The organism is Roseomonas marmotae, assembly GCF_017654485.1.
Taxonomy (GTDB): domain Bacteria; phylum Pseudomonadota; class Alphaproteobacteria; order Acetobacterales; family Acetobacteraceae; genus Pseudoroseomonas; species Pseudoroseomonas marmotae.
In genome coordinates this window covers 2998633-3024654 of sequence record NZ_CP061091.1, presented here as the reverse complement: position 1 = coordinate 3024654, position 26022 = coordinate 2998633, and the positions used below count along the sequence as shown (strand labels likewise).

Here is a 26022-nt window from a genome sequence, read left to right as displayed (position 1 = left end):
CTTTCAGCCCTTGTTCAGCTTCAGCTTGGCCAGCACGGCAAAGGGGCTGTCGGGATCGGCCGACTGCGCCGGCTTGGGCGTATCGAAGCTGTAGGTGCGGCCCTCATTGCCACGGTTGTCGCGGCCCTCGCGCTTGTCGAAGGGGCGGTTGCCGCGAGGACGGTCGTCGCGCGGGCCGCGCGGGCGGTCGCCCTGGCGGAATTCCGGCCGCCCCTCGCGCGGCGGACGGTTGCCCTCGCGCGCCTCGGCGGGCTGGCCCTCCTGCGGGCGGGGGGCACGGCCCCCCTCGCGCGGGCCACGGCTCGGCTTGCCCTGGTGGCGCTGGCCATCCCGGCGTGGCGGGCGCTGGTCGGGGCGCGCGGGCGTGGCCTCTGCCCCGGTCTCGCCCGTGGCTCCTGCCTCGCCCGCGGCGCCGGACTCGGCGGGCGTGCCGTCCTGCGGCGCGGCGGTGGGCTGCTGCGGGCGACCAGCGCCACGCTGTGGGCGCTGCTGATGGCGTGGGCGGGCACCACGATGATGCTCCTCCCGCCGCGTGCCCACCATAGCGGGGGCAGGGGGCCCGAAGGCATCCTCCGCCAGCGGCTCGGCCGGCAGCAGGCGGAAGCCCAGGGCGTTCAGCACGGCCGGCAGGGCATCGGCCTTCACCCCCAGGCGGCTGGCGACATCGAGCGGCAGCATGGCGGGCGCGCGGCGCGTCAGGTGGCCCAGTTCACCGGCCACGCGCTCCGCCACATCCAGGCGGAGCAGCACCGGCCCGGCCTGCACCCAGCCCATGGTGGCGGCGAAGCCACGCGGCCAGCCTTCCGGCTGCTGGATGGAGACCAGCCCGCCACCCGGCAGGGTCGGCACGATGCATTCGGCTTTCAGCGCCCAGAGCTGCGCGCGCAGCGCCATGGGGCGGGGCTTCAGCACCTCCGGCAGGTAGAGCGCGAAGCGGCCGGCGCGGATGCCGATGGCCTTCAGCTTCTGCCGGAGCTCCGGGTTCACCTCGGCCTCGGTGCCGCCGGGCACCAGGCCCAGATACTCGCGCAGGCGGAAGGCGGGGCCGCGCAGGGTATTGTCCTCGGCCGCCTTTTCCTCGACCACCGTCAGCGGCGCGAATTCGCGGGCGATCAGTGCCTCCAGCCAGGCGGCCAGCTTGGCGCGCACCCGCTCCCGCTGCGCTCCGTCCAGGAACTCGGATTGCAGCACGTCCACCTGTGGCTTATCCGGCGTCGGTCCCGGCTTCAGCCGGGCGATCTCGGCGCCCTCCCAGGTGATGCGATGGGTCGGCGTCAGGGCGAATTCCTCGTCCTTCGCCGCTTCCAGCGCCGTCACGCGGCGGGGCATCTCGCCCACCAGAGCACGGCGGGCGGCGCGCAGCACCAGCTTGCGCTCGTCCTCATTGGCGGCAGACGCATCCGGCTCGAAGACGAAGCCGCTGACATGACCGACGGGATGGCCTTCCACCACCACCTCCCCCTTACGATTGACGGCGGAGAGCAGTTCCTCCTCCGTCTCATCCAGCCGGCGGATCAGATGCGCCGCGCGGCGGTCGACAAAACGAGCCGTCAGACGCTCATGCAGCGCGTCCGATACGGCATCCTCGGCAGCGCGCGCTTCCGACTGGAAGCGCGTCGCGTCCCGCACCCAGTCGGCCCGGGCGGCCACATAGGTCCAGACCCGGATGGCCGAGAGGCGGGACATCAGCGTATCGAGATCGCCCTCGATATTGCCGAGCTGGGCGATCTGGCTGGCCACCCAGTCACTGGGCAGCGCCCCATCCTGAACCAGATGAGTGAAAATCTTGGCCGCGAACTTGGTGTGGCTGTCATCCGCCAGCTTGCGGAAATCCGGGATCTGGCAGGCTTCCCAGAGCAGCCGCACCCTGGCGCGGGAGGTGGCGAGCTTCCGCACATCCTGATCGCGGGAGAGGGCTTCGAGCGTGATGTGGTCCGTCGCGTCGTTGCCGCGCGCCAGGCCGGGCTGGTTGGGGGCGAGGGCCAGGCTGTCCAGCAGCGCATCGATGCTGGTCGTATCCAGGTCGGAATTGCGCCAGGCGAGCGTCTGCAGCGGCTCGAAATGATGGGTCTCGATCTTTTCCACCATCTCGTCCGGCAGGGGCGGGCAATCCGCCGTCACGCCGAAGGAGCCATCCCGCATGCCGCGACCGGCACGGCCTGCGATCTGCGCGGCCTCCTGCGGCGTCAGCATGCGCGGGCGGTGGCCGTCGAATTTCTGAAGGGAGGCGAAGGCGACATGGTCCACATCCATGTTCAGCCCCATCCCGATGGCGTCGGTCGCCACCAGGAAATCCACCTCGCGGTTCTGATACAGGGCCACCTGCGCATTGCGGGTGCGGGGGGAGAGGCGCCCCATCACCACCGCGCAGCCGCCGCGGCGGCGGCGGATAGCCTCGGCGATGGCATAGACCTCGCTGGCGGAGAAGGCGACGACGGCGCTGCGCGGCGGCAGGCGGGTCAGCTTGGCAGGGCCGGCATAGGAGAGCTGCGAGAGGCGCGGCCGCGTCTCGATCTCGGCCTGCGGCACCAGGCGCTGCAGCAGGGGGCGGATGGTCTCGGCGCCCAGGAACATGGTCTCGACCAGTCCGCGCGCGTTCAGCAGCCGGTCGGTGAAGATATGGCCCCGGTCAGGGTCTGCGCAGAGCTGGATCTCGTCCACCGCGACGAATTCGGCCTGCCGGTCCAGAGGCATGGCCTCCACCGTGCAGGCGAACCACTTCGCCTCGGGCGGGACGATCTTCTCCTCGCCGGTGATGAGGGCGACGTATCGCTCCCCTTTGGCGGCCACCATGCGGTCGTAGTTCTCGCGCGCCAGCAGGCGCAGCGGGAAACCGATGATGCCGGAGGCATGCGCCAGCAGCCGCGTGATGGCCAAGTGGGTCTTACCAGTGTTGGTTGGACCCAGAATGGCCTTGACGCGGGCCGGGAACATGGTGGCGGACGAGCTTTGGGGGACGAAGGCTGACATCGCTTCCGGTGTGTGGAGCCATTGGGGGGTGCTTGGCAACGGGGCGTATGCTCCGGCCGCGGTGGCTGAGGCAGTTAAAGGCCTTTTGTGCGCGGCCGGATACCCCGCGCCGCGTCAAAGGGCCGCACCCTCCTGGCGGTGGCCGGGCGGCTGGGGCAGGGTAGCGGCCTCCATGCAGCCATTCCCCGACCGAATCCCGGCCGATGCCGCGCGCCACGCCGCGCTGCTGGGCACCGCCTATGCGGCGCTGGGCATTTCCCAGCCCTTCCTGCCGGCCTTCCTGACCCAGCGCGGGCTGGATGCCGGGCAGGTGGCCATGGTGCTGGCGCTGGGCTCGGCCGTGCGGCTGGTGGCGGGGCCGCTGGCCGGGCGGCTGGCGGACCGGCTGGGCGATCCGCGCCTGCTGCTGGGCATCATGGCGGCCGCGGCGGCCCTGGCGGCCTGCGGCTTGCTGGCGGCGGCCGGCATCGTCGGGCTGCTGCTGGCCCAGGCGGTCTTCAGTGCCGCCCTGGCGCCGGTCACGCCCTTGTCCGAGGCGGTGACGCTCTCAGCCGCGCGGCGCGGGCGGCTGGACTACCCGCGCGTGCGGGCGGCGGGCTCGGCCACCTTCATCCTGGCATCGGCCCTGGCGGGCTGGGCGGCGGGTCGCTGGAGCTACGACGTCGTGCCGCTGCTGATGGCGGCGATGCTGGCCCTGACGGCCGCCGCCACCCTGCTGCTGCGCCGCACCTCGGATGGAGAGGGGCTGGCCCGGCCACGGGGCGGCTTCCGCGCCGTGCTGGCCGTGCCGGGGTTCCGCCGCCTGCTGCTGCTGACCGGCCTGATCCAGGGCAGCCATGCCGCGCTCTATGGCTTTGGCGCCATCTACTGGAGCTCGGCGGGGTATCCGCCCGTCACCATCGGCCTGCTCTGGGCGCTGGGCGTGGTGGCGGAAATCATCCTCTTCGCCTGGGGCGGGCGGCTGGTGGAGCGGCTGGGCGCGCGGGGGCTGACGCTGCTCGCGGCGGCGGGCGGGGTGCTGCGCTGGGGGCTGCTGGGCAGCACCACCTGGCTGCCCGCGCTGGTCCTGGGCCAGCTGCTGCATGCCCTGACCTTCGGCGCGCAGTATCTGGCGGCGATGCGCCTGCTGGTTTCCATGGTGCCCCCCGCCCAGGCGGGCACGGCGCAGACGCTCCATGCCAGCCTGGGCAGCGGCCTGAGCATGGGACTGCTGACCCTGGCCTGCGGCCCGCTCTATGCCACCTTCGGCGGCGGTGTCTTCTGGGTCATGGCGGCGCTCTGCCTCCTGGCCGTGCCGGTTGGCTGGCGGCTGGCGGGCGAGAGGTTCCCGCGCCAGGACTGAAGCACCGCACCGGGTCAAATCTTCTCAAGCCGTCCTCCGTTGGCCGGTCTCATTGGTTCTCATCCCGGATCGGCGCCGCCAGAAGGGCGAGCAGCGGAAGAATCGGGGATGAATGTGGACAAGGATGATGCTGGCGGCGCTGCCTGGGATGCCGATCTGCCGGAACAGGATGGGCAGGGCGGCAGGAAGCCAGTGGCGGGCCCGCATGAAGCGATGTCCTTTTCCGCGACAGGTGGTCCTGGCCTCCTCCAATGGCACGAAGCACGTGTCACGGAGCCCGGGCTGAAGCACCGCGACGACGTCTTCTTCGCCGCGGTGGAGATGACGCGGATGCCGATGATCCTGACGGATCCGAATCTGCCGGATAATCCGGTCGTCTTCGCCAACCGCGCCTTCGAGGACCTGACCGGCTACCGGCAGGAGGAGATCGTCGGACGCAACAGCCGTTTCCTCCAGGGTGTGCAGACGGACCGGGAGAAGGTGGCCGAACTGCGCGAGGCCATCGCCGAGAAGCGCCCGATCTCGGCGGAGCTGCTGAACTACAGGAAGGACGGCACGCCCTTCTGGAATGGCCTCTTCATCGCACCCGTCTATGACAAGGCCGGGCGGCTGCTCTATTTCTTCGCCTCCCAGTTGGATGTCACGCGCCGGCGCACGGCCGAGCAGGCCTTCCGCCAGGCGCAGAAGATGGAATCCATCGGCCAGCTGACCGCCGGCCTGGCACATGACTTCAACAATCTGCTGCAGGTCATCGCCGGCAGCCTGGAGTTGCTGCGCATCCGCCTCGGGCCGCATGCCGATGAGAGGATGGCGCACTATATCGAGCGCGCCGGCGAGGCCACGGAGCGCGGCAGCAAGCTGACGCGGCAGTTGCTGGCCTTCGCCCGCAAGACGCGCCTGGAGCCCCGGCTGGCGGATATCAACAGCCTGATCCATGAATTCAGCGAGATGCTGGAGAGTTCGGCGGGTAACCAGGTGGACCTGCAGATCAACCTGCGCCGGCGCCTGCCCTCGATCCTGGTCGATGCCGCGCATCTGGAAATGGCGTTGCTGAACGTGCTGATCAATGCGCGGGATGCCATGCCCTGCGGCGGCACCATCACGATCTCCACCGGCACCACCCTGCTGGAAGACAGCGAGCTGCCGGGTGGCTCCTATGTGGTGCTCTCGGTCACGGATGAGGGCGAGGGCATGGAGCCCTATGTGCGGGAGCGTGCCACCGAGCCCTTCTTCACCACCAAGGGCACGGGCAGGGGCACGGGTCTCGGCCTGGCCATGGTGCAGGGCTTCGTGCAGCAGTCACTGGGGCAGTTGGAGATCGAGAGCCAGCCGGGACGGGGCACGACCGTGCGGATGCTCTTCCCCGCCGTGCAGGAGGCGGCCGGGATTGCCGCGCCGGCCCGGCCTGCCGCGCCCGAGAGGCGGGAGGAGCCGCGGGGAGGGCAGGAATGCATCCTGCTGGTCGAGGACAGCGAGGATGTGCTGGCCCTGGCCTGCGAGCATCTGGAGGGGCTGGGCTACCGCGTGCTGACCGCGGCCAGCGCGGATGAGGCCTTGCAGGTGCTGGAGAAGCGCGGCTGGAAAGGGATCGACCTGCTGTTCAGCGATATCCTGATGCCCGGCAGCATGAACGGGCTGGGGTTGGCCGAGAAGGTGCGGCAACGCCTGCCCGGGATGCCGGTGCTGCTGACCACCGGCTATAACGATGAACTGGTCGCGCAGGGACCAAGCGTCTCGTCCTGGGACGTGGTGGGCAAGCCCTACCGCCGTGCCGCGCTGGCCGAGCGGGTCCGCGCCGCGCTGGACCGCAGGCCGCGGGAGGGCGTCCAGGCCCCGCGCTACGAGGTGCAGGGCCCCCGGCACGAGGGCTGACCACCCGGCCCGCGCGGGCCGGGTGGCGGGAGAACATCAGACGCTCGCCAGCAGCGCCGCCAGCAGCCGGGCACGGGGTACCAGTTCTTCCAGCAGGATGTGTTCGTTCAGCGTATGGGCATTGCCGCCGAGCACCCCCAGCCCGTCCAGCGTCGGGATGCCCATGGCACCCGTGAAATTGCCGTCCGAGCCGCCGCCGGCGCTCTCATGCCCGATGGTCAGGCCCAGCTCCGCGCCCAGGCGCCGCGCCAGCCCGTAGAGTTCCATCACCGCCGCGTCCGGCTCCCAGACCGGCCGCGTGACGCCGCGTTCTACCTCGAAGCGCACCTCGCCGCTGGCATCGTTCAGGGCCAGCATCTTCTCCACCGCCGCGTCCAGGTCCGCCTGCCGCTTGGCCATGGTGAGCGCCTGGGCGTCGCAGAAGGTGGGCACGCAGTTCACCCACTGCCCGCCATGGATGACGCCGACGGAATAGGTGCAGGCCTCCGTCGTCATCTCCTCGATGGCGATCAGCCGCTTCGCCATCTCCCGCACCGCGCTGCGCCCGGCGGAAAGCTGTGCGCCAGCATGGCTGGGCCGCCCGGTGGCGCGCAGCTTGAAGCGGGCGATGGCATAGCGGCCGGTCACCACGCCGTGGTTCCCACGCCCGGGCTCCGGCACCAGCACCACCTGGTGGCGCGCGGCCTCGGCCTCGATCAGGTCGCGGGTGGAGGGGCTGCCGATCTCCTCGTCGCTGGTCAGCAGCACCGTCACCGGGCGGCTGGTGGGGATGCCGGCCTGGGCCAGCGCCTCCAGCGCCCGCAGCGCCAGCACCGTGCCGCCCTTCATGTCGTAGATACCGGGGCCGAAGGCGCGGGGGCCCTCCACGCGGAAGGGCAAGCCATTGGTTAGCGTGCCGACGGGATGCACGGTGTCCAGATGCGCCAGGATCAGGATGCCGCCTTCCGCCGCGCCAGGCGGTGCGAAGCGGGCACGGATGCAGTCGCCCAAGCCCATCCGGCCGGGGATGCGCTCCACCTGCGCGCCCAGCAGGGCCATGTCCCGCATCGCCAGCGATATCATGGCATTCACGGCACCGGCATCGTAGGTCGGGCTCTCCTGCTCCACCCATGGGCGCAGGCTGGCCAGCAGCGCCTCCGCCGTGAAGGGCAGCGCCAGGGCCCTGGCGGCATTGGGAGAGAGGTCCGAAGGCGTCGCGAGATCCATGGGGCGGTGCTCCTGCAGGCGGTTCGGCTTCGCAGCCTGCGTCGTGTTTCCAGATGCGGCAAGAGTGAAGGGCAGATGGCTGACGCGGCGCATGGCGCGCTGCTATCGTTAGACGCAATGACCGAAGTCCCGATCCCCCGTCGTATCGCCCCTGAAAGCGGCCCGCATCACTGGTCCGCCGAGGCACTTTCCCCCGCCGACTGGATGCTGCCCATGGGGGCCGAGGCGGCGGCCGAAGCCATGGCCGCGCCCGAGGCCCCACGGCCCCGGCTGGACCCGCTGCTCTCCCGCGTGGCGGAGCGGCTGTCGCATGGCCAGGGCTTCGCGCTGCTGCGCGGCCTGCCGGCGCCGGAGAACCCGGCGGCCCTGCTGGCCCAGTTGGGCCGCGGCATGGGCGAGCCGGCGCCCCCTGCGGCGGCGGGGGGAGGAGCCTTCCTGACCGAGCCCTGCGACATGCTGCTGCTGCTGAGTCCGCACCCCGTCACCATGGTCCTGCGCTCCGCCGCCGCCGTGCATAACGCGTTGCTGAAGGCTGACCGCGGTGCGCTGGAGGTGCTCTACCGCCCGCTGCCGCATGGCGAGGATCTGGACCTGCCGGTCTTCGCCGTCAGCCGGGGGGTCTTCTCCGCGCGCCTGGACCGCGCGGCCATCGCCCGCGGCACCCCGCCCGAGGCTCTGGCGGCCCTTGACCGGGTGCTGGAGATGCCGGGCCTGGCGCTGACCCTGTCGCTCCGTCCGGGGGATGTGCTCTGCGTCAATCCCTTCCTGGTCTGGGCGAGCCAGGTGCCGGGGCTGGTGATGCAGCCGCTGCGGGCGCGCGAGGACTCGCGGCTGGTGGAAGGTGCCTTCGCAGGATTGCGGAGCTGATGCGGATTCTCGTCGCCAATGCCAATACCACGGAGGCCATCACCCGGCTCTGCGCCGAGGCCGCCCGTGCCGCCGCCGCGCCGGGCACGGACATCCTGCCGGCAACGCCGCGCTTCGGCCCGGCGGTCATTTCCTCCCGCGCCGAGAACGTGATCGCCGGGCATGCGCTGCTGGAACTGCTCGCGGACCATGCGGGTCAGGTGCAGGCGGTGGTGCTGGCCGTCAGCCACGATACGGCGCTGGAAGCCGCGCGGCAGCTGATGCCCTGCCCGGTGGTGGGCATGACCGAGGCCGCCTGCCTGACCGCCTGCATGGTGGGCGGCCGCTTCGGCCTGCTGACGCTGGGCGGGGTAGAGACCTACCGGGAGCTGATCGCCCGCCACGGGCTCTCCGCCCGCCTCTCCGGGCTGGAGGGGCTGGCCGCCACGCCGCAGGATGCGGTGGCCGAGCCCGCGCGGGTGGAGGCCATGGTGCTGGAGGGCATCGCCCGGCTGGTGGAAGGCGGCGCCGATGCGGTGGTGCTGGGTGGCGCGGCGCTGGCGGGGATGGCGGCGCGGCTTGGCCCCCGCGCGCCGGTGCCGCTTCTGGATGGCATCGCCTGCGCCGTGAAGCTGGCCGAGGCGCTGGTCGGGCTGGGCCTGCCCCGGCCGCGCGGCGGCAGCCTGGCGCCGCTTTCGGGGCGGCAGAGCACCGGGCTTTCGCCCGCCCTGGCGGCGCTGCTGCGGGGCTGAACCCGGTCAGCCGCCGCCGGAAGCAGCCTCCGGCAGATGCACCGCCAGCCAGAGCGTCTCCGCCTCCGTCCAGGCGACGCGGTGGCGGCAATGGGCGGGGAGGATGGCGTAGTCGCCGGGGGAGAGGCACGTCACCGTGCCATCCGGGAATTCCAGCGCCGCGCCGCCCGAGACCAGCAGCACGAATTCATCCCGTGGCTGGTCATACCAGAAGCCCGGCGGGCTGGCGGCGGCGCGGGAGAGGATGCGCTCCACCACCGCGCCGCCCGTGGAGAGCAGTCCGGTGAAGCTCTCCCCGCCCGGCTCGGGGCGGGGGCCGTCGTCCAGCCGCCCGAAGCGGGGCGCCGTCACGCCGGCTCCAGCGCGCGCAGCACGGCGGCGGCGGCAGCCTCGCTGGGCAGGCCGCTGGCGGGGCGCAGCATGTCGAAGACGCCGGCGAAACCCGCGCGCTGCGCGGCGGCGGCGGCGGGGTCGGTCAGCAGTTCCACCAGCGTGGCACTCAGCTTTTCCGGCGAGCAGTCCTCCTGCAGCAGTTCGGGGATGATGCGGCGTTTCGCCAGCAGGTTGACGATGCTGACATGCTCCACCTTGATCAGCCGCCGCACGATGGCGGCAGTGACGGGGTTCACGCGATAGCCCACCACCATCGGCACGCCCGCCAGCGCCACTTCCAGGGAGGAGGTGCCGGATTTGATCAGCCCCGCCTCGGCGGCGGCGTAGGCGTCGTATTTCTCGCCGATGTCGCGCAGCAGGATCGGCGCTGGGTGCCAGCCGGCGGCAGCGGCGCTTACGGTTTCCTCCACCGGCCCGGCCAGCGGCACCACGGGGCGCAGATGCGGCACCTTTAGCGAGGCGAGCCGCAGCGCTTCCCCGAAGACGGGCAGCAGGCGCCCGACCTCGCTGCGGCGGCTGCCGGGCATCACCAGCACCACGCGCTCCTCCGGCCGTAGCTCGTGCAGCCTGCGGAAACGCGCGGCATCCCCCCGGTCGGCGCCGGATTCCAGGATGGAATGACCGACGAAATCGACGGGAATTCCGGCCTTCTCGAAGAAGGGCGCCTCGAAGGGCAGCAGGGCCAGGATGCGGTCCACTTCCCTCGCGATGCGCTTCACCCGCCCCGGGCGCCAGGCCCAGACCTGCGGCGCCACGTAGTGCAGCACGCGGAAGCCGCGCGGCTTCACCCGCGCCGCCACGCGCAGCCCGAAGCCGGGACTGTCGATGGTGACGACCACCGCCGGTCGGCGGGCCAGGATATCCGCCGCCGTCTCATCCAGCCGGCGGGAGAGGCGGCGGATATTCGGCAGCACCTCGGCCAGCCCCATCACCGCCAGTTCCCGCATCGGGAAGAGGCTGGTGAAGCCCTGTTCCGCCATCCGCTCACCGCCCACGCCGGCGAAGGTGATATCGGGCCGCGCCTTCCGCAGCGCCGCGATCAGCCGCGCGCCCAGCAGGTCGCCCGAGGCCTCCCCGGCGATGAGATAGACCAGCGTCATGCCGGACGCGTCACCTGTGGCTTGTTGAAGGAACGCTTGGGCCAGTCACGATGATTGAAGACGGCGCCCTCCTTCCGCACCGTCTCGATCCGCGCGGGGTCGAGGTCGGCGAAGACCCATTGCGGCATGTCCAGCGCGCCCCGCGCCAGCACGCCATCCTCGGGGAAGCCGCGGTCGATCGGGCCGAAGACGGCGGCGAAGCCCCGGTTCACGTCCAGCGCCGCCGACCAGGGGGCGGTGCCAACCGTGGGCGTGATGGCGACGAAGCACTGGTTCTCCACCGCCCGCGCGGCGGCGGAGACGCGCACGCGGTTGAAGCCATGCATCGTATCCGTGCAGGAAGGCGCCAGGACCAGCCAGGCCCCGGCCTCCACCTGGGCGCGGACATGCTTCGGGAATTCCACATCGTAGCAGATGGAAACGCCGATCAGCCCCCAGGGCGTCTCGAAGACAGCGGGGCTCGTGCCGGCCGAGATGCCCCAGCGCTCGCGCTCGAAGCGCGTCATGGCGTGCTTGTCCTGGCTGGCCAGCCGGCCTTCCGGGTCGATCAGCGGCGCGCGGTTGCGGATCATGCCATCGGCATCGCGCATCGGCAGGGTGCCGGGCAGCAGCCAGAGGCCGGCGCGACGGGCGGCGGCGCGCATGGCCTCCAGGATCTGCGGCGCGGCTTCCACCATGGCGGCGAGTTCCGTGGCCTCATCGGCCACATCCAGGCCGGTGAGGGCAGCGCCGAGTTCCACGCAGGCATATTCGGGCAGCACCGCCAGCCCGGCGCCGCCGGCCCTGGCCTCGTCCAGCCACCGGTCCAGCTTGGCGCCGAAGGCGGCGACGCTATCGGGCCGCTCCACCGGATATTGCAGCAGTGCCAGGCGCAGGGGCGTCGTCATGGCAGGATGCGCTCCCAGAAGTCGAGAATATGCGGCGTCTCCTCCGCCGCGCCGATTTCCTGCCAGGTGAGGGTGCAGGAAAGGCCGGGGCAGGGGGTGTAGCCGCGCTTGCGCCAGAAGCCGTCCAGCGGTGTGTAGCTGGCGGGCCGGCGCGGATCATCCGCCGCGCGGCGGACGCCGCAGAAGGTGGTGCGCGGCAGGCCGAGCGCGCGGGCATGGCCTTCCCGCAGGTCGAAGAACCTGACGCCCGCGCCCTGGCCACGATATTGCGGCAGCAGGATGCTCTCGCCGAAATAGCAGTATTTGGCCGGGTCGCGGCCGGCGGCGAGGAAGGCTTCGCGCACCTCGGCATGGGTCTCGCCCATCGGCTCGCAGGTGGCGGCGCCGACCGGGGTTTCGCCGTCCAGGGCGACGAAGACGGCGGCGCCCGCCGCCTCGGCATAGGCGCGGAGGTAGCGGGCCTCGTAGGCCTCGTCGCCCTCGTAGAGATAGGGCCAGTCGCGGAAGACCGTGATGCGCAGCCGGGCCAGGGCCGGCAGCCAGGAATGCAGCGCGTCGCCGCGCAGGGTTTCGAAACGGAGGGCCATGGCGTGGTGATAGGACGGATGCCCCGGCCATGCCACCGCCAGCGGGGCGCTATTCGGCGTAGGTCATCTTCCGCGTCATGCCGCCATCGCTGATGAACTCCGCCCCGGTGACGAAGCCGGCCTCCGGCCCCAGCAGCCAGCCCACCATGGCCGCGATATCCTCCACCCGGCCGACGCGGCCGGCCGGGTGCTGGCGGTGGTCGACGGGGCGCAGCTCCTCCCCTGCCACGTCGATCCAGCCGGGGCTGACGCAATTGACCCGGATGGCCGGGCCCAGGCTGAGCGCCAGCGCATGGGTCAGCGCCAGCAGCCCGCCCTTGCTGGCGGAATAGGATTCCGTATCCGGCTCCGACATATGCGCGCGGGTGGAGGCGATGGTGACGATGGCCCCGCGCCCGGAGGCACGCAGCAGCTTCGCCCCCGCCCGCGCCAGCAGGAAGGTGCTGGTGAGGTTGGTGCCCAGCACTCGCTGCCATTCCGCCAGGGAAAGCTCCTCCAACGGCTTGCGGATCATGATCCCGGCATTGCAGACCAGCCCGTCCAGCTGCCCCTCCCGCGCGGCGATGCCCTCCACCAGCGCATGGACGGCGGCTTCCTCCGCCACATCCGCGACCACATGGCGGCCGGGAGAGTCCGGCGCGGACTTCAGGTCCGCCGTCACCACGCGCCAGCCCTGGCCCACCAGATGGGCGGCGATGCCGGCACCGATGCCATGGGCGCCGCCGGTGACCAGCGCGACGGGGGTTGATTGGCTCATGGGCCTGCTTCCCTCAGTTTGGCGGGATCAGCCCGTCCTTGCCGATGATGATGCTGCTCGCGGTCACCGTGTCACCCGTGCCGCGCGTGCCGACGACGATGACCTGCCCGCCCGGCGCCAGCAGCTCCCGGCTGCCGGGGGCGAAGGTGACGACGGGCGCCTCCGGGGGCACCAGGACCTTCTGCTCGCCGCCCTTGTAGCGCACCGTCAGCACCACATCCTTGCCGGAGGAGACCTGACCCACCGTGCCGCGGGTGACGCTGCCGACGGTGCCGTTGGTCATGGTGCTGCCCTCGCCCTGGTCCCAGGGATAGTGGCCCTCCCCGGTGCCACGCGCCGCGGGCGGGAAGACGGTCACCTGCATCGCGCGCAGCGTACCGTCCGGCTGGGGCATGGCGGCGGTGCCGATATAGCTGTCCTCCCGCACCTCGCTCAGCTTGGTCGCCGTCATCTCGTTCACGCGCAGATCGGGCGGCAGAAGCACGGTGGCCCTGACGCCGTCCCGTGTCGTCATCTCCAGCCGGTCGCCGGAGACGCTGTCGATGCGGCCGCGCAGCCGCAGGCGCTGGCCATTGGTGGATGGCTGCTGCGCGTGGCCGAGGCTGGCCGGGAGGCACAGCCCGCCGGCCAGGGCGAGCATCATGCGTCGGTTCATGGCGGTATTCCTTCCGCGAAGGGCCATGCTTGGCCCGGGGAGGAACGTCGCGATGCCACGGCCGCCTGCAAGGGCCGCGCGCATGACAAAGGCGTAGGCTTCACACGACGGGCGAGTAGCGGGCGATTTCCTTGAAGATATCCCGCACGGCATCCGAGATGGTCTCGTTCAGCGCCTCGTGGCGGGAGACGGCCTCGATCCGCGCCTGCGCGTGCTGCAACTCGCCCGGCGCCAGCAGCAGCGGGAAGAGGCCGGCGGCACGGGTCAGGCCGATCAGCAGGGAATCGCGCGGGGAGGGCGGGCCATCCTCGAAGATCACGCTCATCAGCCGCGCCTTCACCTCGCGCTCCTCCTTGTCGGAGATGACGGGATAGCGGCGCTCGGCGAAGATCCAGAGGAAACGGCCTTCCTCGGCGCGCAGCACGCCCTTGCGGACCAGGCGGTCGAAATAGGCGTTGCGGTAGCGCTCGATGTCGCGCACCAGCAGGTCCAGCCACCAGCGGCTGTCGCGTGGCTTGGGCTCCGCCTGGATGCGGGCCAGCACATCGTCCAGCACATCATCCCCGGTGGGGGAGGCATCGCGCAGGCGCAGGCGAGGCGGGTCAGTGTCGATCCGCTGCTCCAGCGCCAGTTCCGCCAGGATGGCACCGGCCAGGGCATAGTCGCCCGCCGGGGCGGCACTGTCGTGCAGCCGCCCGGTGTCGTCATCCAGCATCAGCAGCAGGATTTCCTCGGGCATGGTCAGGGACATGGTGGCTGCCCTCCTTGTCGTGGCGTTTCGAGGGCGCAACGCGAGGGAAAGGGAAGCGGTTGCCCGAAGCCGGAGCTGGGCACTAGGCCGGCCGCGCTAGAGGTCCAGTGACATATAGCGGGTGCCGGGCAGGGGATTGTCGTAATAGGCTTCCGTCGGCCGGAAGCCGAGCCTGGCATAGAGCGCCTGCGCCGCCCGCATCGGCTCCAGCGTGTCCAGCCGGATGCGGCGATAGCCGGCGGCCCGTGCCCATGCGATGACCGCCTCCGCCAGCCGGCGGCCGAGATCCTGGCCCCGTGCCCCGGCACGGACATAGAGGCGCTTCATCTCGGCCGTGGCGGGTTCAGCCAGGGGGCGCAGCGCGGCACAGCCCAGGGCGCGGCCATCGGGGGACCAGGCCAGCAGGATGACGCCGCCGGGCGGGGCGTATTTGCCCGGCAGCTGCCCCAGCTCCGCGGCGATGTCCTGGAAGGCCAGATCCACGCCGAGGCTGGCGACATATTCGCGGAAGAGGCCGCGCGCCTCCTCCAGTTCCTCCCGCCCCGATGCCGGCGCGATCCGCGCTTCCTGCCCGCCAGCCATTCCCTGCCCGTCCTTTAGCGGCCTGCCTCCGTCCTCGCGGCGCCGATGAAGGCCGCCAGCCCATCCTCCACCACGCCACGCGGCAGGTCACGCAGGATGAAGACGATGCGGGAGCGGCGCGGCTCGCCTTCCGGCCAGCCGGAAAGCGGGACCGGGTCGTGCCAGACATGCTGCACGCCATGGATGGCGACCGGCTTCTCCTGCCCTTCCAGGTCCAGGATGCCCTTCACCCGCAGTACCGAGGCGCCACGGGTGGCCGTCAGCATCTCCAGCCAGGTGGCCAGCCCCTGCCAGGGCAGGGGGCGGTCGAAGCTGAGGCAGAAGGCATGGATGCCGGCATCATGCCGGTTGGGATCGTGGTGATGGTGGTGGTGGCCGTGCTCATGGTGGCTCCAGGCGGAGTCCTCCAGCCAGCCGCGCACCGCCTCGCCCCGTGCGGCGGGGTCGAAGCGCGCGGTGCCCAGCAGGGCGGCGGCGGGGGCGGCGCCGCGCTCGGCCAGGGCGATGGGCGCGCCAGGATTGATCCGCCGCAGCCGCGCCGTCAGCGCCTCCAGCCCGGCGGCATCCGTCAGGTCGGGCTTGCTGACCAGCAGCCGGTCGGCCACCGCCACCTGCCGCACTGCCTCGGGCTGGCGATCCAGGGTTTCCAGCCCGTTGACCGCGTCCACCAGCGTCACCACCCCGGCGAGGGTGAAGTGCCGGCGGATGGCGGGGTCGGCCAGCAGGGTCTGCAGGATGGGCACGGGGTCCGCGAGGCCGGTGGTTTCCAGCACCACCCGCGCCACCTTCTGCCCCGCCTCCACCCGTGCCGCGAGCCGGGCCAGGGCGGCCGAGAGGTCGCCGCGGATGGTGCAGCAGAGGCACCCGGCCTGGAGCAGGATGGCATCCTCCTCCAGCGTCTCCACCAGCAGGTGGTCCAGGCCGATCTCGCCGAATTCGTTGATCATCACCGCCGTGCCGGCCATCTCGGGCTGGCGCAGCAGGTAGTTCAGCAGCGTGGTCTTGCCGGCGCCGAGGAAGCCCGTCAGCACCGTGACGGGAATAGGGGCCTCAATGACCATGCTTGTGGCCATAAAGCGCCTCGGGGTCGGCTTCCGGCGCGCTGATGGGGGTCAGCGCCTCATCGCGCAGCGCCCGGAAGAAGCAGCTGCGCCGGCCGGTATGACAGGCCACGCCTTCCTGGCGCACCAGGGCCAGCACGGTGTCCCCATCGCAATCCAGCCGCAGGTCCACCAGATATTGCACCTGGCCGGAGGTCTCGCCCTTCCGCCACAGCGCATTGCGGCTGCGGCTGAAATAGACGACACGTCCGGTGGCGAGGGTCTCTTCCAGGGCCTCGGCATTGGCCCAGGCCATCATCAGCACCTCGCCCGTGCCATCCGCCTGGGCGATGACGGGAACCAGCCCGCGGCTGTCGAAGCGGACGGCTTCCAGGAAGCGGGACCGGGTGGCGGGGTCGGTGATGGCATGGCCGGATACGGCTGTGTCGGTGCTGGACATGATGTTACTCTATAACAGTTGGGTGGATGGAGAGAATGGGCATGGCGGCAGGGCAGGGCGGCGCGGTTGACACGGCGGAGGCGGGGCTGCCCGCCCCGGTGCGCCGCGCGCTGGAAGTGGCGGATGCCCGCTGCGCCCGCACCGGTGCCCAGTTGACCGCGTTGCGCCGCCAGGTGCTGGCCCTGGTGCTGGAGGCCGAGCAGCCGCTGGGCGCCTATGCGCTGCTGGACAAGCTGAAGGCGAGCCGTCCCGGCGCCGCGCCGCCCACGGTCTACCGCGCGCTGGACTTCCTGCTGGAACAGGGGCTGATCCACAAGGTGGAGCGGCTGAACGCCTTCGTCGGCTGCGTCGAGGCCGGGCACGACCATGACCACCACGGCCATGCGCACCCGCACCAGTTCCTGATCTGCCGCGACTGCGGGCTGACAGTGGAGATCAGCGACCCTGCCGTGGCCCATGCGGTGGCCGAGGCCGCTGCCCGGGCGGGCTTCACCGTCCCGCAGGCCACGGTGGAAATCGAGGGACGCTGCGCTGCCTGCTCGGCCGCGGCGAAGGTGCCTGCGCCCTGATGTGGCGCGAGGCCCCGGCCGGTCAGGCCGGGGCTTGGTTCACTCGGCGGGGCGACCGGGGTGGTGCGGGCGCGCGGTCCTGCGCGTCTGCAGCCGGAACAGCAGCAGCGAACGGCCGGTGACGGTATAGGTCTCCCCGATGGAGAAGACGGGTTCCTCGTCCTCCTCGTCACCGACGATATTGGTGTCCAGCAACCGCACCCAGGCCTCGCCGTCCGGCGCCTCGGGAAGGATGAATTCCACCGCCTCGTGATGGGCGTTGAGGATGGTCAGGATCGTCTCGTCATGCGCGGCGACCCTGATGCCGCCGCTCTCCTGCGCCCGGCCATCCAGCATCCGGGCGAAGCACTTGGTGTTCGGATCGTCCCAGTCCGCCGGCTCCATCTCCTCGCCCGAGGGCTTCCACCAGGACAGCGCCTTGCTGCCGCTGGCCTCGTGGAAATCGCCGCTGAGGAAGCGTCCGCGCCGCAGGATGGGGAAACGCTGCCGCAGCTTCGCCAGGCGCTGCGTGAAGGCGATCAGGCGCTCGCCCTTCTCCCCATACTCCCAGTCCAGCCAGGAAATCTCGTTGTCCTGGCAATAGGCGTTGTTGTTGCCCTGCTGCGTGCGGCCGAACTCGTCGCCCGCCAGCAGCATCGGCGTGCCCTGGCTGAGATAGAGCGTGCCGAGCATGTTGCGGATCTGCCGCTCGCGCGTCTCGTTGATCTCGGGGTCGTCGGTGGGGCCTTCGGCGCCGTAATTGTAGGAATAGTTGTGGGAATGGCCGTCGCGGTTCTCCTCGCCATTCGCCTCGTTGTGCTTCTCGTTGTAGCTGACGAGGTCGTTGAGCGTGAAGCCGTCATGCGCGGCCAGGAAATTGACGCTGCCCCAGGGCTTGCGGCCATTATGATCGAAGAGGTCGGCCGAGCCGGCCAGGCGCTTGCTCAGATCGGCCACCTTGCCTTCCTCGCCCACCCAGAAGGCCCGCACGGTATCGCGGTACTTGTCGTTCCACTCTGCCCAGCCCGGCGCGAAATTGCCGACCTGATACCCGCCCGGCCCGATGTCCCAGGGCTCGGCGATCAGCTTCACATCGGCCAGCACGGGGTCCTGCATGCAGGCCTTCAGGAAGGCGGACTGGTCGTCGAAGCCGTGCGGCTCCCGCGCCAGGATGGTGCCGAGGTCAAAGCGGAAGCCATCGACATGCATCTCGTTCACCCAGTAGCGCAGGCTGTCCGTCACCATCTGCAGCACGCGCGCATGGGAGAGGTTCACCGTGTTCCCGGTGCCGGTGTCGTTGATGTAGTAGCGCTTCTGGTCCGGCAGCAGGCGGTAGTAGCTGGCATTGTCGATGCCCTTGAAGGAGAGCGTCGGCCCCTTCTCATTGCCCTCGGCCGTGTGGTTGTAGACCACGTCCATGATGACTTCGAGCCCGGCATCATGCAGGCGGGCCACCATTTCCTTGAACTCGGCGAAGGCGAAGTCCGGCGTGCGGGCATAGCGCCGCGACGGGGCGAAGAAGCCCAGGGTGTTGTAGCCCCAGTAGTTCAGCAGGTTCTTCTGCAGCAGGTAGTCGTCGTTCAGGAAGAAGTGGATGGGCAGCAGCTCGACCGACGTGACGCCCAGCGACTTGATGTGCTGGATCACCTCCCGGCTGCCGAGGCCGGCATAGGTGCCGCGCAGCTCCTCCGGCACCAGCGGGTGGCGCTTGGTGATGCCCTTCACATGCGTCTCATAGATCAGGGTGCGCTCCCAGGGGATGCGCAGCCGGCGGTCGTTGCCCCAGGTGAAGGCAGGATCCACCACGCGGCATTTCGGCATGAAGGGCGCGCTGTCGCGTTCGTCGAAGGAGAGATCCTCCGCCTCGTCGCCGATCGTATAGCCGAAGAGCGCAGGGTTCCATTTCAGATCGCCCACATGGCTGAGGGCATAGGGGTCCAGCAGCAGCTTGTTGGGGTTGAAGCGGTGCCCTTCCTCCGGCGCATAGGGGCCGTAGACGCGGTAGGCGTAGATCGTGCCGGGGCGGGCATCCGGCAGGAAGCCGTGGAATACCTCGTTGGTGTATTCCGGCAGCTCGATCCGCTCCAGCTCCGTCTTGCCCGAGGCGTCGAACAGGCAGAGTTCGACCTTCGTGGCATGGGCGGAGAAGAGCGCGAAATTGACGCCAAGGCCGGTCCAGGTCGCGCCCAGCGGGTGGGGCCGGCCTTGCATGACGCGAGACTTATTAATGGATGGGGGCACGGCGGATCCCTGGGAAAGAGGCACCCGTAGAAAGCCCGAAGGGGTAGGCCGAGTTGCGAAGCTCGTGGCGGAAATCCAACGAATGGCGGCGCCGGCGGCCCTTGCCGGCGCCGCCGGGCCTTAGCGGCCCAGGCTGGCCAGCCCGGCCTCCAGGTCGGCGATCAGGTCCGCCGTATCCTCCAGGCCGATATGGAAGCGCACGGTCGGGCCGCCCAGCAGCTCGGTGCTGGTGGCGGTGCGGGTGATATAGCCGGTGGTCGGCAGCGCCAGGCTCTCGAACCCACCCCAGGAGGCGCCGATGCCGAAGAGCTTCAGCCCGTCTACCATGGCATCCAGTTGCCGCTGCGTGTAGCGCGGCTGGAAGACCACACCGAAGAGGCTGCATGCGCCGGTGAAGTCGCGCCTGAAGAGGGCATGCTGCGGGTGGCTGGGCAGGGCGGGGTGCAGGACGCGCAGCACCTCGGGCCGGCCCTCGAACCAGCGGGCCACTTCCAGCCCGGCGGCTTCCTGGTGCTTCAGCCGCACGGCCATGGTGCGAAGCCCGCGCAGCGCCAGCCAGCAGTCATCGGGGCTGGCGTAATGGCCCATGAAGCGCCCGGCGCGGGCGACGGTGTGCCAGTCCTCCTCGTTGTTCACGGTCACGCTGCCCAGCAGCACGTCGGAATGGCCGCCGACATATTTGGTCAGCGCCTGGATCGAGACATCGACGCCGTGCCGGAAGGGCTGGAAGTGGTGGATGCCCCAGGTGTTGTCCATCAGCACCTTGGCGCCCGCGGCATGCGCCACCTCGGCCAGGGCCGGGATGTCCTGCAACTCGAAGGTGTGGCTGCCCGGGCTCTCGGTGTACAGCACCTTCGTGTTCGGCCGCATCAGGGCGCGCAGGCCCTCGGCATCGATGGTGGGGTCGTAGTAGGTGGTCTCGATGCCCCAGCCGGCCATCAGCCCATCGGCCAGGCGGCGCGTCGGGCCATAGGCCGCATCCGGGATCAGGCAGTGGTCGCCCGCCTTGAGATAAGCCAGCAGCGGCACCGCGCAGGCGGCAAGGCCCGTGCCCACGATCAGCGTGCGCGTGCCGCCCTCGACCTCGGCGATCGCGTCCTCCAGCGCGAAATGCGTCGGGCCGCCGGAGGTGCCGTAGGTCAGCGCGTGCTTCTCGAACCCCGCCGCATTGATGCTGCCGCGCGCCTCGCAGGAGGGATAGAGCACGGTGGAGCCGCGATAGACCGGGCCGTTGACGAAGCCATGGCTGCGGGTGCCCGGGCGGCTGACATGGGTGACGCGGGTGCCGAAGCCTTTGCTGGACTTGGCGTGCAGGTCGTCGGGCATCAGGCGGATTTCTCTTTCGGGGTTTCGGGCCGGGCGGCCCATTCGGTCCAGGAGCCGTCATAGACGGCGGGCTCGGGCAGGCCGGCGCGCACCAGTCCCAGCGCCACCACGCAGGCGGTGATGCCGGTGCCGCAGGAGGTGATGGTGGGCTTCGATCCGTCGACGCCGGCGCGGGCGAAGAGCTCCCGCAGCACCTCCGGCGGCAGCATGGTCTGGTCGGGGGCCAGCAGGGCGGTGGCGGGCACGTTGCAGGCGCCGGGCATATGGCCCGACGGTAGGCCAGGCCGCGGCTCCGGCGCCGTGCCGTCGAAGCGGCCGGGGCTGCGGGCGTCGATGATCTGGGCCGAGCGGCTGGCCACGGCGCGCTTCACGTCGCCGATGCCGGCGAGGCGCGCGGCGATGAAATCGGCCCAGAAGGTCTGCGCCCGCGGCGCGGAAGCGGCGCCATGCGCCAGTTCGCCACCCTCGGTGCGCCATTTCGGCAACCCGCCATCCAGCACCGCCACCCGCTCATGCCCGAAGAGCCGCAGCAGCCACCAGCCGCGCGCGGCCGAGAACAGCCCCTTCTGGTCGTAGAAGACAACGCGCGAGCTATTGGCGATGCCGAGTTGCCCCAGCAGCCGTGCGGCGCGGCCGGCGGTGGGGGCCATATGCGGCAGGTTCGTCTCGGGGTCCGCGACCTCGTTGACGTCGAAGAAGCGCGCGCCGGGGATATGTGCCTCCAGGAACAGAGCCTGCGCGTCCTGCGGCTCGTTGGGCAGGTAGTAGGTGGCGTCGAAAACCACCAGGTCGGGCTTGCCCAGCTCGCCCTTCAGCCACTCGGCGGAAACCAGTTCCTGCATGACGTTCAATCCTCCAGCACCAGATAGACGCGCCTGTTCTGCTTGCCCTTGTTCTCGAGCTTGCTGACGGTGACCGTGCCGATCTCTCCGGTGGCACGGACATGGGTGCCGCCGCAGGGTTGCAGGTCCACCGGCACCTCACCCTCGCCGATCTGTACGAGGCGCACCACCCCCGCGCCGCGCGGCGGCTTGACCGAGAGGGTGCGCACCAGCCCGGGATTGGTGTCCAGCTCGGCCTCGTCCACCCAGCTCTCGCTGACCGGATGATCGGCGGCGACCAGGGCGCGCAGGCCCTCGGTCAGGCTTTCCTTGGTGGGCGGCTCCGGCAGGTCGAAGTCGAGGCGCGACCGGTCGGTGCCGATCTGCCCGCCCGTGACGCCTGCGCCGGGGATCAGGCTGCACAGCAGGTGCATGGCGGTGTGCATCCGCATCAGGCGATGGCGGCGCGGCCAGTCCAGCACCATGCGCACCTTCGTGCCTGGCGGGGGCAGGGGGGCTCCCTCGGCGGGCTTGTGCAGCACCGCGCCGGCCTCGCCCTTCACGGCAGTGGCCACCGACATCTCCCCGCCCTCCCAGGAGAGGGTGCCGGAATCGCCGGGCTGGCCGCCGGCCTGGGCGTAGAAGAGGCTCCGGTCCAGTACCACGCCCTCCGGCGTGGCGGAGAGGACGGTGGCCTCGGCCTCCCGCGCATAGGCGTCGTCGCGGAACAGCAGTTCGGTGCTCATGCGGTCCATTCCTGCCGCAGCCGCGGACTGTTCAACTGCAGCCAGAGCATGCAGATGGCGCCGCAGGCGTTGCGGATCTCGTTGCGCGCCATCATCGCGAAGGCCTCATCGGCATCCAGGATGACCACGCGGGTTTCCTCGTGCTCCGTCTCCAGCCCCATGGTGCGGCCCTCGCCGGGCTCGGGCAGGTGGACACGGGCGGCGTAGAAATGCACGCGCTCGTCACAGGCGCCATGCATCAGCAGGTAGTTGCCCATGCCCTCCACCCTGTCCGGCGTCAGCCCGGCTTCTTCCTGAAGCTCGCGGATGCCGCAGGCGGCGGGGTCCTCATGCGGCTCCAGCAGGCCGGCCGGCACCTCGCGGGAAATCGGGTCCTCGCCCGCCGCCAGCACGGGCAGACGGAACTGCTCCACCAGGGCGATCCGGTGGGTCCAGGGATCGTAGGGCAGGATCACCACCGCCTGGCCGCGCCGCCACATCTCCCAGGTCAGGGTGCCGGAGAGGCTGCCGTCGAAGCGGCGGTAGCGGAAGCGCACCTTCTGCAACGGGAAGCGGCCATCCCAGACGACTTCGTCGCTTTCCGGCACATAAAGCGGATGGGCGGGCACGACAGGGGCCTTGGCAGGTCTGGCCTTCATGCGAGCGGGACCATAACCTTGCGGCGGAAATTCCAGAACATGCAGCCAGCCATCCTTTCCAAGCCAGAACCCGCCGAAGCCGCCCCCGAAGACGAGGACAGACGCGCCGCGGCCCGGCGCGTGCAGGCCGCGCGCCGGGCTGCCATTCTCTGCGTTCTGGGCGCCGCCGCAACCTTCGCCTTGGCCTCCGCAGCGGTAAAGGCGCTTCAGGGCACCGTTCCCGTGATGCAGGTGATCTTCTTCCGCAACCTGCTGGCCATCCCGGTGCTGCTGGTCCTGGCACTCGCCAGCGCACGGCAGGCAGGCGGGCTGGCGGCGCTGCTCTCCACCAGCCGGCCCTTCTCGCATGTGCAGCGGATCACCTACGGGCTGATCGGCATGTTCGGCAGCTTCTACGGCTATGTGCACCTGCCGCTGGCCACCGTGACCGCGCTGGGCTTCACGATGCCCTTCTTCCTGGCCGCGCTTTCCGTGCCCATGCTGGGGGAGAAGGTGAAGGCCTGGCGGCTGCTGGCCATGGCGGTGGGCTTCGGCGGCGTGCTGGTGATGCTGCGCCCCTGGTCGGGCATCGGTGCATCGGGCCTGCCGCTGGTGCCGGTGCTGGTGGTGCTGGCGGGCGCGGTGGGCTGGGCGCTGTCCATGATCACCATCCGCCGGATGGGGGATGGCGGCGAATCCGGCACCACCATCGTGCTCTGGTTTGCCTTCGGCGGCGCGGCGGTCGGCGGGCTGGCGGCGGTGCCGGGCTGGGTCTGGCCGGAGCCCTGGCAATGGGCGCTGCTGCTGGCGGTGGGCGTGGTCTCCGCCTTCGCGCAGCTGCTGATGACGGCCGCCTACCGGCGGGGCGAGACGACGCTGATCGCGCCCTTCGAATATTCCGGCATCCTCTGGACCACCGCGCTCGGCGTGATGTTCTGGAATGAATGGCCGGATGGCTGGAGCTTCCTTGGCATCCTGGTGCTGGTGGCGGCGGGCCTGGGCATGTGGTGGCGCGACACGCGCCAGTCCGCCTGACCGGACTCAGCCCGGCTGCGGCTGCGGCTGCGGCTGCGGCTGCGGCTGCGGCTGCGGCTGCGGCTGCGGCAGCGCCCGCAGCCTGGGCACCGGGGATGCGGTGATCAGCAGGAACTGCACCGCGAAGCCCAGTGCCGCCGCGAGGAGGCTGGCCTCCACCCCCAGACTCCCGGCCAGAAGGGCACCGATGGCCGCCCCCACTGGCCGCGCGCCGAAGGTAGCGGTCATGATGACGGCGGAGACGCGCCCCAGCATGGCCTGTGGCGTCACCGCCTGCCGCAGCGTGGTGGTGGCGATGGTCCAGAGCACCGGCCCGGCGCCGAACAGGAAGAAACCGGCCGCCGCCAGCAGGCCGGAGGGCAGCCATATGGTCAGCAGCACCAGCAGGGCCGCCAGCAGCGCGCAGCCAGGCCCGATGGCGATCAGGCGGCCGAAGGGCAGGCGGGCCAGCAGGCGCGGGGCCAGCACCGCGCCCGCCACCATGCCCGCGCCGTAGACGCCGAGCGTCAGCCCCACCGCCGTGGCGGTCATGCCCAGGGCCTCCAGCGCATAGGCGACGAAGACGGCCTGCAGGATGAACCAGGCGGTATTGAAGAAGACCGCCGTCAGCAGGATCGGCCGCAGCAGCGGATGGGTGGCGACGAAGCGCGCACCTTCCGCCAGCTCCCGCAGCGGGTGTCGGCGCTGGACCACGGGTGGGGGCTCTTCGGGCAGCCACAGCAGGGCCCAGGCGGCGAAAAGCGACAGCAGCAGGGCCAGCACATAGGCCATCGGCGCGCCGGTCCAGCCCACCAATACGCCGCCCAGCGCCGGGCCGGCGGCGAAAGCGGCGCTGCGCGCGAGTTCCAGCCAGCGGTTCGCCTGCGCCAGATGCGCGCGGGGCACCAGGGAGGGCACCAGCGCCGGGGCCGCCACGCCATAGGCCATGGTGCCCATGGCCCCCAGCGCGCCGAGCAGGGCCAGCGCCGGCAGGCTCAGCCTGCCTGCCAGCAGCAGCGCCAGGATCGCCAGCAGGGAGAGGGCCCGCAGCATCTCCGCGACCGCCATCAGCCGCGCGCGCCGGGCCCGGTCGGCCAGCACCCCGGCGGGCAGGGAGAGCAGAAGGAAGGGCAGGGTCTGGGCCGTCTGCAGCCAACCGGCCTCGGCCGGGCCGGCCCCCAGCATCAGCACGGCCACCAGCGGCGCGGCGGCCAGGGCGATCTGTTCGGAGAATTGCGCGGCGAGGTTGGAATGGCCGAGGCGGCGGAAGGCCGGCGGCAGCGGGGTGGCAGGCGTCACGGTGGCGAATCCTCAGGAAGCGGACCCGCCCAGGCTGGCCGGCGGCGGAGGCATCCGCACTCCGCTGCCTGCTTTCGAACTCTCGCGTCCCGTTTCAGCCAGGAGGGCGCGGGTCCGTGCCGTCGAAGCGTTTGGCGAACCAGTAGCGCCGGTGTCCTGCGGGCCTGCCTTCCAGGCAGCCCAGCTCGGTATAGCCCTGGCGGCGATAGAAACCGGGGGCCTGGAAGCTGCTGGTATTCAGGTGCACGCCTGCCGCGCCGCGCGCCCGCGCCACGGCCTCCGCCTGCGCCAGCATCCGGCCGCCGATGCCCTGGCCGCGCAGGCTGTCATCCACCCAGAACCTCTCGACGAAAAGCCAGTCCAGCACCAGTTCCGCCACCAGGCCGGCCAGCAGCCGGCCATCGGGTCCGCGATGCACCAGGCAGACGGGCTGGCTGACGACCCCGCGGCCCAGCGCGGCCTCGCGATGGGCGCTGAGGTTCCGTCCCACGGCCTCCGCCTCCGGGCTGGCGCGGTCCTCGATCAACTCGAATGCCACGCGCCCTATCCTTGCAGCGCCAGCACGGCGGCGGTGACGGCACGGGCCTCCTCGGCCGCCGTGCTGCGCGGGGCGCCTTCCACCACGCCCAGCCCCAGGGCGAAGGCGCTGGCGAAGGCGGTGCGGTTGCCCAGGCCGGGTTCCAGCAAGGGCAGATCCCGCCGCTGCAGCTCCTTCGCGATCTGCTCCCGCAGCCGGCCATTGCTCGGCACGCGGTTCAGCACCAGCACGGCGGGGCGCCGCTCTTCCTTCGCCAGGGCCAGGGTGCCTTCCATGGCCCAGAGATCGGCCGGGGAGGGCTGCAGGGGCACCAGCACGACATCCGCCGCGCGGATGGCGATGCGGGCATCGGTATCGGCATGGGGTGGCGTATCCAGCACCACCACGTCATGCGCGCGTCCCATGCGCTCGATGGTGCTGGTGAGGCGCCAGCCGGAAGGGTCCTCGAAGCTCATCGGGCGGGCGCGGGGGCCGGCCGAGGCGCGTTCCGACCACCAGCGGGCGAGGGTCTTCTGCGGGTCGGTATCCAGCAGCGCCACGCGCCGCCCCTCGGCTGCCAGGGTGGTGGCGAGGGTCGCCGCCAGGGTCGATTTACCGGCGCCGCCCTTGCGCTGCGCCACCGCCACCACGAATGCCATGCCGTCCGTCCCCCTGGCCATGCGTCCGGCCCGG

25 protein-coding genes and 1 pseudogene are annotated in these 26022 nt (G+C 71.0%); 6 read left to right on the top strand and 20 right to left on the bottom strand.

Features of this window, described 5'->3' with window-relative positions; translation table 11 throughout:
* Positions 1-3: 3 nt before the first annotated feature.
* Entirely contained in the window at positions 4-2934 is a 2931-nt protein-coding gene (locus tag IAI58_RS14150) for a helicase-related protein (RefSeq protein WP_207445818.1), read from the bottom strand.
* 208 nt (positions 2935-3142) lie between these two features.
* Between IAI58_RS14150 and IAI58_RS14145 the strand changes: the two genes are divergently transcribed.
* Positions 3143-4312: an MFS transporter gene (locus IAI58_RS14145; protein WP_207445585.1), complete on the top strand. Its 1170-nt coding sequence runs from the start codon at positions 3143-3145 to the stop codon at positions 4310-4312.
* A gap of 108 nt (positions 4313-4420) precedes the next feature.
* On the top strand, positions 4421-6184 hold the full coding sequence (locus tag IAI58_RS14140; RefSeq protein ID WP_207445584.1) for a histidine kinase famiy protein: 1764 nt from the start codon (positions 4421-4423) through the stop codon (positions 6182-6184).
* A 36-nt stretch (positions 6185-6220) separates the two neighbouring features.
* On the opposite strand, the gene IAI58_RS14135 is transcribed toward IAI58_RS14140, so the two are convergent.
* On the bottom strand, positions 6221-7390 hold the full coding sequence (locus tag IAI58_RS14135; RefSeq protein WP_207445583.1) for a M20/M25/M40 family metallo-hydrolase: 1170 nt from the start codon (positions 7388-7390) through the stop codon (positions 6221-6223).
* 75 nt (positions 7391-7465) lie between these two features.
* Between IAI58_RS14135 and IAI58_RS14130 the strand changes: the two genes are divergently transcribed.
* Positions 7466-8257, top strand: coding sequence for a hypothetical protein (locus IAI58_RS14130; RefSeq protein ID WP_207445582.1), 792 nt, complete (start codon positions 7466-7468; stop codon positions 8255-8257).
* Complete coding sequence (locus IAI58_RS14125) at positions 8257-8988, top strand: aspartate/glutamate racemase family protein (protein ID WP_237182235.1); 732 nt, start codon at positions 8257-8259, stop codon at positions 8986-8988. The genes IAI58_RS14130 and IAI58_RS14125 overlap by 1 nt, the downstream gene beginning before the upstream one ends.
* A 6-nt stretch (positions 8989-8994) precedes the next feature.
* Here IAI58_RS14125 and IAI58_RS14120 read toward each other — a convergent pair whose 3' ends face one another.
* The 10 genes from IAI58_RS14120 to hisI form a co-directional block, all read right to left on the bottom strand.
* Entirely contained in the window at positions 8995-9339 is a 345-nt protein-coding gene (locus IAI58_RS14120; protein WP_237182857.1) for a cupin domain-containing protein, read from the bottom strand.
* Entirely contained in the window at positions 9336-10481 is a 1146-nt protein-coding gene (lpxB, locus tag IAI58_RS14115) for a lipid-A-disaccharide synthase (RefSeq protein ID WP_207445581.1), read from the bottom strand. The genes IAI58_RS14120 and lpxB overlap by 4 nt, the downstream gene beginning before the upstream one ends.
* A complete protein-coding gene (locus tag IAI58_RS14110) occupies positions 10478-11368 on the bottom strand; it encodes a carbon-nitrogen hydrolase family protein (protein ID WP_207445580.1) in 891 nt (296 codons plus the stop codon). Before IAI58_RS14110 ends, lpxB begins: the two co-directional genes overlap by 4 nt.
* Positions 11365-11955, bottom strand: coding sequence for a GNAT family N-acetyltransferase (locus IAI58_RS14105; RefSeq protein ID WP_207445579.1), 591 nt, complete (start codon positions 11953-11955; stop codon positions 11365-11367). Before IAI58_RS14105 ends, IAI58_RS14110 begins: the two co-directional genes overlap by 4 nt.
* Positions 11956-12004: 49 nt before the next feature.
* Entirely contained in the window at positions 12005-12712 is a 708-nt protein-coding gene (locus tag IAI58_RS14100) for an SDR family oxidoreductase (RefSeq protein ID WP_207445578.1), read from the bottom strand.
* 13 nt (positions 12713-12725) lie between these two features.
* Positions 12726-13367 (bottom strand): single stranded DNA-binding domain-containing protein, encoded by a 642-nt coding sequence (locus IAI58_RS14095; protein ID WP_207445577.1) that lies wholly within the window; start codon positions 13365-13367, stop codon positions 12726-12728.
* Between the two features lie 100 nt (positions 13368-13467).
* Complete coding sequence (locus tag IAI58_RS14090; protein ID WP_207445576.1) at positions 13468-14118, bottom strand: GOLPH3/VPS74 family protein; 651 nt, start codon at positions 14116-14118, stop codon at positions 13468-13470.
* A 96-nt stretch (positions 14119-14214) separates the two neighbouring features.
* Positions 14215-14700 carry a GNAT family N-acetyltransferase gene (locus IAI58_RS14085; RefSeq protein WP_207445575.1) on the bottom strand — a complete coding sequence of 162 codons (486 nt, stop codon included), beginning with the start codon at positions 14698-14700 and terminating at the stop codon, positions 14215-14217.
* Positions 14701-14714: 14 nt separating this feature from the next.
* Positions 14715-15773: a CobW family GTP-binding protein gene (locus IAI58_RS14080; RefSeq protein WP_207445574.1), complete on the bottom strand. Its 1059-nt coding sequence runs from the start codon at positions 15771-15773 to the stop codon at positions 14715-14717.
* Positions 15751-16200 (bottom strand): phosphoribosyl-AMP cyclohydrolase, encoded by a 450-nt coding sequence (gene hisI, locus IAI58_RS14075; RefSeq protein ID WP_207445573.1) that lies wholly within the window; start codon positions 16198-16200, stop codon positions 15751-15753. Before hisI ends, IAI58_RS14080 begins: the two co-directional genes overlap by 23 nt.
* Before the next feature lie 35 nt (positions 16201-16235).
* Between hisI and IAI58_RS14070 the strand changes: the two genes are divergently transcribed.
* Complete coding sequence (locus IAI58_RS14070) at positions 16236-16769, top strand: Fur family transcriptional regulator (RefSeq protein ID WP_207445572.1); 534 nt, start codon at positions 16236-16238, stop codon at positions 16767-16769.
* Between the two features lie 39 nt (positions 16770-16808).
* Here IAI58_RS14070 and glgX read toward each other — a convergent pair whose 3' ends face one another.
* The 5 genes from glgX to IAI58_RS14045 all read right to left on the bottom strand — a co-directional run bounded on the left by glgX (position 16809) and on the right by IAI58_RS14045 (position 22520).
* Positions 16809-18959 (bottom strand): glycogen debranching protein GlgX, encoded by a 2151-nt coding sequence (gene glgX / locus IAI58_RS14065; RefSeq protein ID WP_207445571.1) that lies wholly within the window; start codon positions 18957-18959, stop codon positions 16809-16811.
* Between the two features lie 150 nt (positions 18960-19109).
* Positions 19110-20315 (bottom strand): cystathionine beta-lyase, encoded by a 1206-nt coding sequence (gene metC, locus IAI58_RS14060; RefSeq protein WP_207445570.1) that lies wholly within the window; start codon positions 20313-20315, stop codon positions 19110-19112.
* Positions 20315-21157 (bottom strand): sulfurtransferase, encoded by an 843-nt coding sequence (locus IAI58_RS14055; protein ID WP_207445569.1) that lies wholly within the window; start codon positions 21155-21157, stop codon positions 20315-20317. Before IAI58_RS14055 ends, metC begins: the two co-directional genes overlap by 1 nt.
* A 5-nt stretch (positions 21158-21162) precedes the next feature.
* On the bottom strand, positions 21163-21891 hold the full coding sequence (locus IAI58_RS14050) for an alanyl-tRNA editing protein (RefSeq protein WP_237182234.1): 729 nt from the start codon (positions 21889-21891) through the stop codon (positions 21163-21165).
* Positions 21879-22520 (bottom strand): NUDIX domain-containing protein, encoded by a 642-nt coding sequence (locus IAI58_RS14045; protein ID WP_207445568.1) that lies wholly within the window; start codon positions 22518-22520, stop codon positions 21879-21881. Before IAI58_RS14045 ends, IAI58_RS14050 begins: the two co-directional genes overlap by 13 nt.
* Before the next feature lie 39 nt (positions 22521-22559).
* Between IAI58_RS14045 and IAI58_RS14040 the strand changes: the two genes are divergently transcribed.
* Positions 22560-23534: a DMT family transporter gene (locus IAI58_RS14040; RefSeq protein WP_207445567.1), complete on the top strand. Its 975-nt coding sequence runs from the start codon at positions 22560-22562 to the stop codon at positions 23532-23534.
* A 6-nt stretch (positions 23535-23540) separates the two neighbouring features.
* Here IAI58_RS14040 and IAI58_RS14035 read toward each other — a convergent pair whose 3' ends face one another.
* From IAI58_RS14035 to parA, 3 genes and pseudogenes are all read right to left on the bottom strand, one after another.
* The gene (locus IAI58_RS14035) at positions 23541-24812 is read right to left on the bottom strand and encodes an MFS transporter (RefSeq protein WP_207445566.1); all 1272 of its coding nucleotides are present in this window, start codon (positions 24810-24812) and stop codon (positions 23541-23543) included.
* Positions 24813-24906: 94 nt separating this feature from the next.
* Positions 24907-25350 carry a GNAT family N-acetyltransferase gene (locus tag IAI58_RS14030; RefSeq protein WP_207445565.1) on the bottom strand — a complete coding sequence of 148 codons (444 nt, stop codon included), beginning with the start codon at positions 25348-25350 and terminating at the stop codon, positions 24907-24909.
* A gap of 5 nt (positions 25351-25355) precedes the next feature.
* Positions 25356-26021, bottom strand: a pseudogene (gene parA, locus IAI58_RS14025) (ParA family partition ATPase); the annotation flags it as partial.
* Between the last annotated feature and the right edge of the window lies 1 nt (position 26022).

Bases quoted from the DNA above. Each gene is read 5' to 3' on its own strand.
- IAI58_RS14150 (WP_207445818.1), bottom strand. From the start codon at position 2,934: ATGTTCCCGGCCCGCGTCAAGGCCATTCTGGGTCCAACCAACACTGGT.
- IAI58_RS14145 (WP_207445585.1), top strand. From the start codon at position 3,143: ATGCAGCCATTCCCCGACCGAATCCCGGCCGATGCCGCGCGCCACGCC.
- IAI58_RS14140 (WP_207445584.1), top strand. From the start codon at position 4,421: ATGAATGTGGACAAGGATGATGCTGGCGGCGCTGCCTGGGATGCCGAT.
- IAI58_RS14135 (WP_207445583.1), bottom strand. From the start codon at position 7,390: ATGGATCTCGCGACGCCTTCGGACCTCTCTCCCAATGCCGCCAGGGCC.
- IAI58_RS14130 (WP_207445582.1), top strand. From the start codon at position 7,466: ATGGCTGACGCGGCGCATGGCGCGCTGCTATCGTTAGACGCAATGACC.
- IAI58_RS14125 (WP_237182235.1), top strand. From the start codon at position 8,257: ATGCGGATTCTCGTCGCCAATGCCAATACCACGGAGGCCATCACCCGG.
- lpxB (WP_207445581.1), bottom strand. From the start codon at position 10,481: ATGACGCTGGTCTATCTCATCGCCGGGGAGGCCTCGGGCGACCTGCTG.
- IAI58_RS14110 (WP_207445580.1), bottom strand. From the start codon at position 11,368: ATGACGACGCCCCTGCGCCTGGCACTGCTGCAATATCCGGTGGAGCGG.
- IAI58_RS14105 (WP_207445579.1), bottom strand. From the start codon at position 11,955: ATGGCCCTCCGTTTCGAAACCCTGCGCGGCGACGCGCTGCATTCCTGG.
- IAI58_RS14100 (WP_207445578.1), bottom strand. From the start codon at position 12,712: ATGAGCCAATCAACCCCCGTCGCGCTGGTCACCGGCGGCGCCCATGGC.
- IAI58_RS14095 (WP_207445577.1), bottom strand. From the start codon at position 13,367: ATGAACCGACGCATGATGCTCGCCCTGGCCGGCGGGCTGTGCCTCCCG.
- IAI58_RS14090 (WP_207445576.1), bottom strand. From the start codon at position 14,118: ATGTCCCTGACCATGCCCGAGGAAATCCTGCTGCTGATGCTGGATGAC.
- IAI58_RS14085 (WP_207445575.1), bottom strand. From the start codon at position 14,700: ATGGCTGGCGGGCAGGAAGCGCGGATCGCGCCGGCATCGGGGCGGGAG.
- IAI58_RS14080 (WP_207445574.1), bottom strand. From the start codon at position 15,773: ATGGCCACAAGCATGGTCATTGAGGCCCCTATTCCCGTCACGGTGCTG.
- hisI (WP_207445573.1), bottom strand. From the start codon at position 16,200: ATGTCCAGCACCGACACAGCCGTATCCGGCCATGCCATCACCGACCCC.
- IAI58_RS14070 (WP_207445572.1), top strand. From the start codon at position 16,236: ATGGGCATGGCGGCAGGGCAGGGCGGCGCGGTTGACACGGCGGAGGCG.
- glgX (WP_207445571.1), bottom strand. From the start codon at position 18,959: ATGCAAGGCCGGCCCCACCCGCTGGGCGCGACCTGGACCGGCCTTGGC.
- metC (WP_207445570.1), bottom strand. From the start codon at position 20,315: ATGCCCGACGACCTGCACGCCAAGTCCAGCAAAGGCTTCGGCACCCGC.
- IAI58_RS14055 (WP_207445569.1), bottom strand. From the start codon at position 21,157: ATGCAGGAACTGGTTTCCGCCGAGTGGCTGAAGGGCGAGCTGGGCAAG.
- IAI58_RS14050 (WP_237182234.1), bottom strand. From the start codon at position 21,891: ATGGACCGCATGAGCACCGAACTGCTGTTCCGCGACGACGCCTATGCG.
- IAI58_RS14045 (WP_207445568.1), bottom strand. From the start codon at position 22,520: ATGAAGGCCAGACCTGCCAAGGCCCCTGTCGTGCCCGCCCATCCGCTT.
- IAI58_RS14040 (WP_207445567.1), top strand. From the start codon at position 22,560: ATGCAGCCAGCCATCCTTTCCAAGCCAGAACCCGCCGAAGCCGCCCCC.